Source organism: Thermohalobaculum sp., from assembly GCF_058622915.1.
The window spans coordinates 41171-50689 of sequence record NZ_JBZSYN010000027.1 but is presented as its reverse complement, the minus strand read 5'-3'; the positions used below and the strand labels follow the sequence as shown (position 1 = coordinate 50689).

General features: G+C 69.6%; 8 protein-coding genes. All 8 read left to right on the top strand.

Translation table 11 applies throughout. The annotated features are described in order from the left end of the window. Positions 1 to 1107: ABC transporter substrate-binding protein (locus AC32QD_RS02260; RefSeq protein WP_492008852.1), on the top strand; the 1107-nt coding region annotated here is incomplete at its 5' end. A gap of 99 nt (positions 1108 to 1206) precedes the next feature. Then, on the top strand, positions 1207 to 2124 hold the full coding sequence (locus AC32QD_RS02255; protein ID WP_492008851.1) for an ABC transporter permease: 918 nt from the start codon (positions 1207 to 1209) through the stop codon (positions 2122 to 2124). Position 2125: 1 nt separating this feature from the next. Continuing rightward, complete coding sequence (locus AC32QD_RS02250; RefSeq protein ID WP_492008850.1) at positions 2126 to 3040, top strand: ABC transporter permease; 915 nt, start codon at positions 2126 to 2128, stop codon at positions 3038 to 3040. 5 nt (positions 3041 to 3045) lie between these two features. Further along, positions 3046 to 4065 carry an ABC transporter ATP-binding protein gene (locus tag AC32QD_RS02245; protein ID WP_492008849.1) on the top strand — a complete coding sequence of 340 codons (1020 nt, stop codon included), beginning with the start codon at positions 3046 to 3048 and terminating at the stop codon, positions 4063 to 4065. After that, a complete protein-coding gene (locus AC32QD_RS02240; protein WP_492008848.1) occupies positions 4062 to 5057 on the top strand; it encodes an ABC transporter ATP-binding protein in 996 nt (331 codons plus the stop codon). The genes AC32QD_RS02245 and AC32QD_RS02240 overlap by 4 nt, the downstream gene beginning before the upstream one ends. Next, the gene (locus AC32QD_RS02235; RefSeq protein ID WP_492008847.1) at positions 5044 to 6447 is read left to right on the top strand and encodes a M20 family metallopeptidase; all 1404 of its coding nucleotides are present in this window, start codon (positions 5044 to 5046) and stop codon (positions 6445 to 6447) included. Before AC32QD_RS02240 ends, AC32QD_RS02235 begins: the two co-directional genes overlap by 14 nt. Next, entirely contained in the window at positions 6444 to 7883 is a 1440-nt protein-coding gene (locus tag AC32QD_RS02230; RefSeq protein ID WP_492008846.1) for an amidase, read from the top strand. Before AC32QD_RS02235 ends, AC32QD_RS02230 begins: the two co-directional genes overlap by 4 nt. Beyond that, positions 7880 to 9490, top strand: a complete 1611-nt coding sequence (gene ggt / locus AC32QD_RS02225) for a gamma-glutamyltransferase (RefSeq protein ID WP_492008845.1) — start codon at positions 7880 to 7882, stop codon at positions 9488 to 9490. The genes AC32QD_RS02230 and ggt overlap by 4 nt, the downstream gene beginning before the upstream one ends. Positions 9491 to 9519 lie beyond the last annotated feature (29 nt).

Below are 9519 nucleotides of genomic sequence, written 5' to 3'. Positions count from 1 at the left end.
GTGCGCCTGCACCTCAAGGCGCCGTTCCCCGCCGCGCTTGCCTATCTCGCCAATGCCGTCTTCATCCTGCCCAAGGGCAACTACGACAACGCGCCCACCAAGGCCGACGGCTCGAAGGATTATGGCGCGGTGAAGCCCGACGGCACCGGGCCCTACAAGTTCGTCAGGTCGAAGCCCGGCGAATACGTGCTGTGGGAGAAGAACGACAACTACATGAAGGGCACGGCCAAGGGTCAGCCCTCGATCGGCAAGATCCGCTTCCGCACCATCAAGGAGATGAACACCCAGATCGCCGAGCTGCTCACCGGCGGGCTCGACTGGGCCTGGGACATCCCCAAGGACCAGGCCGACCGGCTGAAGGGAATGCCCGGCGTCACGGTGCAGAACGCCAAGACCATGCGCATCTCCTACATCGCCTTCGATGTCGACGGCAGCTCGGGCGACAAGCACTTCATGGACCTGCGGGTGCGCGAGGCTGTGGCCCACGCCATCAACCGCCAGGCCATCGTCGACAACCTGGTCGGCCCGGCCGCGGTGGTCATCCACTCGGCCTGCCACCCCGACCAGTTCGGCTGCACCGAGGACGTGAAGCACTGGGACTACGACCCGGCGAAGTCGAAGAAGCTTCTGGCCGAGGCCGGCTATCCGAACGGGTTCTCGACCGACATCTATGCCTATCGCCAGCGCGAATACACCGAGGCGGTGATCGGCGATCTGGCCAAGGTCGGCATCGACGCCAAGCTGCACTTCCTGCAGTACCGGGCGCTGCGCGACCTGGTGCGCAAGGGCAAGACCCCGCTCAACCACATGACCTGGGGCTCGAACTCGATCCCGGACGTCTCGGCATCGACGGGGCAGTTCTTCACCGGCACGCCGGACGACCCGGCCCATGACCCCAAGGTGATCGCCCTGGTCAAGAAGGGCAACACCACGGTCGATCCCGAAAAGCGCAAGGAGTACTACAAGCAGGCGCTGAGCATCATCTCGGCCAAGCTCTACTGGCTGCCGATGTTCACCTACGCCAAGTACTACGCCTGGTCGAAGGACCTGAACTTCACGCCCACCTCGGACGAGATCCCGCGCTTCTACGCGGCGAGCTGGAAGTGAGGCGGGCCTGACCGCGGGGGTGCGCGCTGCCGGCCATGCCGGCGGGGCGCATCCACCGGGCAGGCAGCACCGCGCCGGGCGGTGCCGGAGGCGGATGCCATGCTGGCCTATATCCTGAAGCGTCTGGCGGTCGCCGTTCTCGTCGCGCTGACGGTCTCGATGATCACCTTCTCGATGATCTATCTGTCGGGTGACCCGGCGGTGGCGCTGGCGGGCGAGAGCGCCACGCAGCAGGACATCCAGCGCATCCGCGTGGCCTATGGCTATGACCGGCCGATCCCGGTGCAGTACGCAAGCTGGCTGTTCCGCGCGCTGCAGGGCGATTTCGGCCAGTCGCACTATCTGGGAGAGCCGGTCTCCAAGGTGATCTTCAACCGGCTGCCGACCACGATGCTGCTGGGCTGCCTCGCGCTGGCCTTCGCGCTGGGGCTGTCGATCCCGCTCGGCGTGCTGGCGGCGATCCGGCCCAACAGCATGATCGACCGGCTGGCGCTGACCGTTGCCGTGGTGGGGCAGGCGATGCCCAGCTTCTGGTTCGGCCTGACGCTGATGCTGTGGCTCGGCGTCAAGTGGCGCGTGCTGCCGATCGCCGGCAGCACGCACTGGGCGAACTTCGTCATGCCGGCGATCGCGCTGGGCTACTACATCACGCCGGCGGTGATGCGCCTGACGCGGGCGGGCATGCTCGAGGTGCTCTCGGCCGACTATATCCGCACCGCCCGCGCCAAGGGGCTGCGGCCGATGACGGTGCTGTTCAAGCACGCGCTGAGGAACGCGATCATTCCGGTGGTCTCGCTCTCGGCGGTGCAGTTCGGCTTCATGCTCGGCGGCTCGATCGTCATCGAGACGATCTTCGCCATCAACGGCATCGGCTTCCTCGCCTGGGAGTCGATCCAGCGCGCCGACCTGCCGATGATGCAGGCGATCGTGCTGGTGCTGTCGGTCTTCTACATCGCGCTGACACTGGTGGGCGACATGCTCAATGCCTGGCTCGACCCGCGCATAAGGGTAGGCTGAGATGGCCGTCACCGACATGGCGCGGACGGCCGCGGCAGCCGACCTGGTCGAGCCGACGCCCGGCCAGATGCTGCGCCGGCGCATCTTCGGCCATGCCGGCCTGATGATCGGCGCCACGGTGCTGGCCGTCATCGTGCTGATGGCGCTGCTCGCACCGTGGATCGCCCCGCACGACCCCTATGACCAGGTGCTCTCGCGCAAGCTGATCCCCCCCGTGTGGTTCAACGATCCCAAGGCCACGTGGAACCACATCCTGGGCACCGATGCGCTGGGCCGCGACTATCTCTCGCGGCTGATCTACGGCGCGCGCATCTCGCTTCTGATCGGGGTGACGGCGATGCTGATCTCGGGCGTGATCGGCACCACCATCGGCGTGCTCGCCGGCTATTTCGGCGGGCGCGTGGACATGGTGGCGAACTTCATCATCACCACGCGGCTGTCGATGCCGGTGGTGCTGGTCGCCGTCGCCGTGGTCAGCCTGATCGGCTCGTCGCTCACCGTGGTGATCTGGGTGCTGGGCTTCCTGATCTGGGACCGCTTCGCGGTGGTCATGCGCGCCGCGACCATGCAGGTGCGCGATCTCGACTTCGTCGCCTCGGCGCGGGCGCTGGGCTGCTCGACGCCGCGCATCCTGCTCAGCGAGATCATGCCCAACATCTTCAACAACCTGGTGGTGGTGGCGACCGTGGAGATGGCGCACGCCATCATCCTCGAGGCCGCGCTCTCCTTCCTCGGCATGGGCGTGCAGCCGCCCAAGCCGAGCTGGGGCCTGATGATCTCCGAGGCCAAGGGGCTGATCTTCTTCGAGGGCTGGCTGATCATCGTGCCCGGCGCGGCGCTGTTCATGCTGGTGCTGGCCATCAACCTGGTCGGCGACGGCATCCGCGATGTGACCGCCCCCGAGGGGCGGAGCTGAGCGCCATGACCGAGCGCATCCTGGAGGTCGAGGGTCTCGACGTCGAAATCCCCGTCCCGGCGGGCACGCTGCACCCGGTGCAAAACGTCTCGTTCCACGTCGACCGCGGCGAGACGCTGGCCATCGTCGGCGAGTCCGGCTGCGGCAAGTCGCTGACCTCGCTGGCCGTCATGGACCTGCTGCCGTCGAAGGCGAGGCGCCGGGCGGCGAAGCTCGAGCTCGAAGGGAGCGATCTGACCGTCCTGAGCGAGCGGCAGATGTCGGACATCCGCGGCAACCGCATGAGCATGATCTTCCAGGAGCCGATGACCTCGCTCAACCCCGCCTACACCATCGGCGACCAGCTCACCGAGGCGATCCTGCGTCACCGCCAGCTGAGCCGGGCGGAGGCGCGCGAGCGCGCGGTGTGGCTGCTCGAGCGGGTCGGCATCACCGGCGCCTCGGGGCGGCTCAGGCAGTACCCGCACCAGCTCTCGGGCGGGCTGCGCCAGCGCGTGATGATCGCCATGTCCCTGATGTGCGGGCCCGACCTGATCATCGCCGACGAGCCCACCACGGCGCTCGACGTCACCATCCAGGCGCAGATCCTGCACCTGCTGGCCGAGTTGCAGCGCGAGTTCCAGACCGGGCTGATCCTGATCACCCACGACCTCGGCGTGGTCAGCCGCGTGGCCGACCGCATCGCCGTGATGTACGCCGCGCAGATCGTCGAGGAGGGCGCCGCCAAGCAGATCTTCGATTCCCCCTCGCACCCCTACACGCAAGGGCTGCTGGCCTGCATTCCGATCCCCGGCCGCACGGCGCGCGGCGCGCATCTGGGCTCGATCCCGGGCATCGTGCCCTCGCTCATCGGTCGCATGCAGGGCTGCCACTTCGCCGACCGCTGCGCCCATGCGATGCCTCGATGCCGCGCCGGGGACGTGTCGCTGCGCGCGGGCACCGCGCCCGGCCACCGCTATCGCTGCGTGCTGTCGCCCCAGGAGACCGCCGCCAACATGGCGCGCCAGCGCGAGGCAGCCGAATGAGCGACCCGATCATCCAGGCGCGCGGCGTACACCGCATCTTCATGATCTCGGGCGGGTTCATGCGCGCGCGGCGCCCGCTCAACGCGGTCAACGGCGTCGACCTGACGGTCGAGCGCGGCGAGGTCATGGCGCTGGTGGGCGAGTCCGGCTGCGGCAAGACCACGCTGGCCAAGATGCTGATGGGGCTGATGGCGCCCTCGCGCGGGGACATTCTGCTCGACGGCCAGCCGATCGGCGCGCTCGACCGCCTCACGGTGGCGCGCACGGTGCAGCCGATCTTCCAGGATCCCTATTCCTCGCTCAATCCGCGCAAGAGCATCGGCTCGATCATCACCCTGCCGCTCAGGGTCCAGGGCGATCCCGAGCGTGCCACCTGGCGCCGCCGCGCCGAGGAGATCATGGCGCTGGTCGGCCTGCCGGCGCGGCTCTACAACTCCTACCCGAGCCAGCTCTCGGGCGGGCAGCGCCAGCGGGTCGCCATTGCGCGGGCGCTGATCAACCGGCCGAAGATGGTGATCTGCGACGAGCCCACCTCGGCGCTGGACGTCTCGGTGCAGAGCCAGATCCTGAACCTTCTGCAGGACCTGCGCGCCGAGCTGGGCCTGACCTACCTGATGATCAGCCACAACCTCGCCGTGGTCGAGCACATCGCCACCCGGGTGGCGGTGATGTATCTGGGGCGCATCATCGAGCAGACCGATACGCCGACGCTGTTCGACAAGCCCCGCCATCCCTACACCCGGGCGCTGCTCGGCTCGGTGCTGACGCCCGACCCCGACCAGGGCGTGCCCGACACGCAGCTGGGCGCTGCCTATCCGAACCCGCTCGAGATCCCTTCGGGCTGCAGCTTCCACCCGCGCTGCCCCGAGGCGATGTCGCACTGCCCCCGGGTCGCGCCGCGCGTGACGCCGATCCCCGGCGGCCACGTGGAATGCCACCTCTACGACGATCGATACAGCAAGGAAGGAGCCCTCGCCGATGCCGAGCCGTGACGACGCCCTCGCCCGCGCTACCGACTATTTCGACAGCGGGAGCTTCGAGACCGATCTCGCCCGCCGCGTCGCCATCCCGTCGGAGAGCCAGACCGGCGCCGGCCTGCCGCATTGCCGACGCTATATCGAGCAGGAGATGACCCCGGCCTTCCAGGCCATGGGGTTCGAGACGCAAGTGTTCGACAACCCGGTCGAGACCTGCGGCCCGATCCTGCTGGCCACACGCATCGAGGACCCCGCGCTGCCCACCGTGCTGGGCTATGGCCACGGCGACGTGGTCCGCGGCCTCGACGAGCAGTGGACCAGGGGGGCCGGCCCGTGGAAGACGGCGCGCGAGGGCGACCGGCTCTATGGCCGCGGCACCGCCGACAACAAAGGCCAGCACACCATCAACATGGCGGCGATGGACGCGGTGATGAAGACGCGCGGCGGCCTGGGCTTCAACGCCAAGTTCATGATCGAGACCGGCGAGGAGAACGGCTCGGCCGGCGTCGCCGACGTGGTGCGCGCAAACCGCGACGCTTTCATGGCGGACGTGTTCATCGCCTCAGACGGCCCGCGCGTGCGGCCCGACCGGCCCACCATCGGGCTGGGCGCGCGCGGGGCGCAGAACTTCGAGCTGCTGTGCCATCTGCGCGAGGGCGGCAACCACTCCGGCAACTGGGGGGGCGCGCTGGCCGACCCCGCGGCGATCCTGGCCCATGCCATCGCCAGCATCGTCGGCCCCACGGGCAAAATCCAGGTGGAGGAATGGCGGCCGAAGGATTTCCCTGCGGTTTGGCGCGAGGCGCTGCGCGACGTCGATCTGGGCGGCGACGAGGGCGGCCCGCAGCCCGACCCGGACTGGGGCGAGCCCGGCCTGACGCCGGCCGAGAACGTGTTCGGCTGGAACTCGTTTGCCGTCCTGGCCATGCTCTCGGGCAACCCGGCGGGCCCGGTGAACGCCATCGCCCCCTGGGCCAAGGCGGACTGCCAGCTGCGCTATATCGCCAGCACGGACGTGGACGACGCCCTGCCGGCGCTGCGGCGCCATCTCGAGGCGCACGGCATCACCCGCGTCGAGGTCAACCCGCCCCCGCCCGAGAACGCCGGCGGCTTCTCGGCCAGCCGCACCGAGATGGATGCCCCCTGGGCGCTGTGGACCCGCGAGGCGCTGGCCCGCGCCTCGGGCAAGTCGCCGGCGGTGCTGCCGCAGATGGGCGGCTCGATCTGCAACGAGGTGTTCACCGATATCCTGGGCATCCCGGCGATCTGGATCCAGCACTCCTATCGCGGCTGCTCGCAGCACGCGCCCGACGAGCACCTGCTCTTGCCCATGTGCCGCGAGGCGCTTGGCCTCATGGCCGGGATCTACTGGGACCTCGGCGACAGGGAGGTGCCGCACCCATGAGCGAGCCCTGCGAGCTGACGGCCACCCAGGCCCGCCGCCTGATCGGCCGCAAGGCGCTGTCGCCGGTGGAGCTGATGCAAAGCTGCCTCGCCCGCATCGAGCGCGTGAACCCGGCGCTCAACGCGATCGTCACGCTCGATGAGGAGGCCGCGCTGGCCGCCGCCCGCGCCGCCGAGCGCGCCGTTGCCGCCGGCGAGCGGCTCGGGCCCCTGCACGGCCTGCCTGTTGCGATCAAGGACAGCCAGGCGACCAAGGGGATGCGCACCACCTACGGCTCGCTCCTGCACAAGGACGACGTGCCGGACGAGGACGACCCCAATGTGGCGCGCATCCGCGCGGCCGGCGGCATCCCCTTCGCCAAGACCAACCTGCCCGAGTTCGGCGCCGGCGCGAACACCCGCAACCGCGTGTTCGGCGCCACCGGCAACCCGTTCGACCCGGTGCGCACCTGCGGAGGTTCCTCGGGCGGGGCGGCGGTGGCGCTGGCCACCGGCATGGCGCCGCTGGCCACGGGCTCGGATTACGGCGGCTCGCTGCGCACACCGGCCTCGTTTTGCGGCGTGGTCGGCTTCCGCCCCTCGCTGGGCACGGTGCCGATGACCGCGAACGCCGCCGTGCTCAGCGCCTGGAGCGTCAAGGGCCCCATGGCGCGCACTGTCGAGGACGCCCACCTGCTGCTCTCGGTGCAGGCCGAGCACGACCGGCGCGACCCCTTCTCGCATGCGGGCGTGACCGGGGTCGCCGCGCCGCCCGGCGAGGCGGACCTTGGCTCCCTGCGCGTCGCTCTCAGCCCCGATCTGGGCTGCGTGCCCATCGACGCGGGCCTCGCGGGGCTGTTTCGCGAACGCGTGGCGCGGTTCGCGCCGGTCTTCGGTGCCGCCGAGGACGTCGCGCCGGAGTTCGGCCCGATCCACGAGGTCTTCGAGGTGTTTCGCGGCGTCTCCTTCGTCGCCGCGCATGGCGAGCGGGTCAAGCAGCACCGGGACCTGCTGGATCGCAACGTCATCGACAATGTCGAGCGCGGGCTGAAATACACGCTGGCCGATGTTGCCTGGGCGCAGGTCGAGCAGACCCGGCTCTACCGGCGCTACCTCGCCTTCTTCGAGGAGTACGACGCGCTGATCTGCCCCGCGGCGTCCGTCTCGCCCTTCCCGCACGCGCAACTGTTCCTCGAGGAAATCAACGGCGAGGCGATGCCCACCTATATGCGCTGGCTGGCGATCTCCTATGTGCCGACCATGGCCTTCGGCATCTCCGCGGTGATCCCCTGCGGCGTCGATGGCCTGGGCCTGCCCTTCGGCATCCAGGTGCTGGGCGCCAAGGGCGCGGACCTGAAGGTGCTGGCGATCGCGCGTGCGCTCGAGGCGGTGCTTGGCCTCGACCCGGAGACCGCGCGCCCCGTGCCCGACCTGGCCAAGCTGGAGAAACACCCATGAGCGGCGGAATCATCACGGCCCCCCAGCCCGAGGCGGTCGAGGCGGGCGCGGACGTCCTGCGCGAGGGCGGCAACGCGGTGGACGCCGCGGTCGCATGCGCCCTGGTGCAGACCGCGGTGGACCCGTTCATGTGCGGGCTGGCGGGTTTCGGCACCATGCACATCTGGATGCCGGGGCAGGGGGGGCACTGCTTCATCGACTTCCACGGCCGCGCGCCTGTGGCCGCGACGCCCGACATGTGGGCCGACATCGTCGTCGGCGAGGCCGAGGACGGCTTCGGCTTCCTGCTCGAGGGCGCGGTCAACGAGATCGGCTACCAGTCGATCATGACGCCGATGACCATTCGCGCGCTCGACACGGCCCTTGCGCGGCACGGCACGCGCAGCCTGTCTCACCTGATCCAGCCGGCCATAGCCTATGCCGAGGAGGGATACGCGGTGCGCCCGCATGTCAGCGGCTTCTGGAACGAGGCGCCTGCGGCGGGCCGCGTGCCGCATATCGAGTACGTCACGCGCTTCCCCGCCACGGCGAAGATCTACACCCATGCGGACGGCACGCCGCTCAAGGTCGGCGAGCGGGTGGTCAACCCCGACATGGCGCATACGCTGCGCCGTATCGCCGAGGAGGGCGTGGACGACTTCTATACCGGGTCGATCGCGCGCGAGATCGCCGACGACATGGCGCGCAACGGCGGCCTGCTCTCGGCCGCCGACCTGGCCGGCGTCGCGCCGGTGGACGCCGAGCCGCTGTGGGGCAGCTATCGCGGCCACCGGGTCGCCACCAACAATCCGCCGGGCGGCGGCATCATGGTGCTCGAGATGCTGAATATCCTGGAGAACTTCGACCTCGCCGCCATGGGGCACAACTCGGCAGAGTATGTGGCAGTCGTCTCCGAGGCGATGAAGATCGCCACGGTGGACAAGGACACCAGGGTCGGCGACCCGCGCTTCGTCGACGTGCCCGTGGCCGAGCTGACCTCGAAGGACTACGCTGCCCGCATGGCCGAGCGCATCCGCTCGGGCGAGAAGACCCACGTGCCCCGTTTGAACAGCGGCGGCGACGAGTCGAAGGACACCACCCATGTCTGCGTGGTGGACGCCGCGGGCAACGCGGTCTCGCTGACGCATTCCATCGGCATGCCCTCGGGCGTGGTCACCGAGGGGCTGGGCTTCATGTACAACGGCTGCATGGGCGTGTTCGATCCGCGCCCGGGGCGCACCGGGTCGGTGGCACCGTGCAAGGCGCGCTTCACCGCCATGTGCCCGACCATCCTGTTCGACGGCGACGCGCCCTGGTTCGTCATCGGCGCGCCCGGCGGCACCTACATCACCATGGGCGTGCTGCAGGGAATCCTGAATGCCGTCGACTTCGGCATGAGCGCGTTCGAGGCCGTGGCGGCGCCGCGCTTCTGCACCACCTCGGATACCATCGACGTGACCAATCGCATCCTGCGCCGCACCGAGCGGGGGCTGGGCGAGATGGGGTATCGGGTCCGCCGCTCGGCGCTCTCCTACGGCTTTGCCGGGGTGCACGCGCTGAGGCGCACCGCCGCCGGCTGGGACGGCGGCGCCGACCCGGGCCGGGACGGCATGGCCGTGCGTGTCTGAGCCCCGGTCCGAGCGGCCGCGCGCCGGGC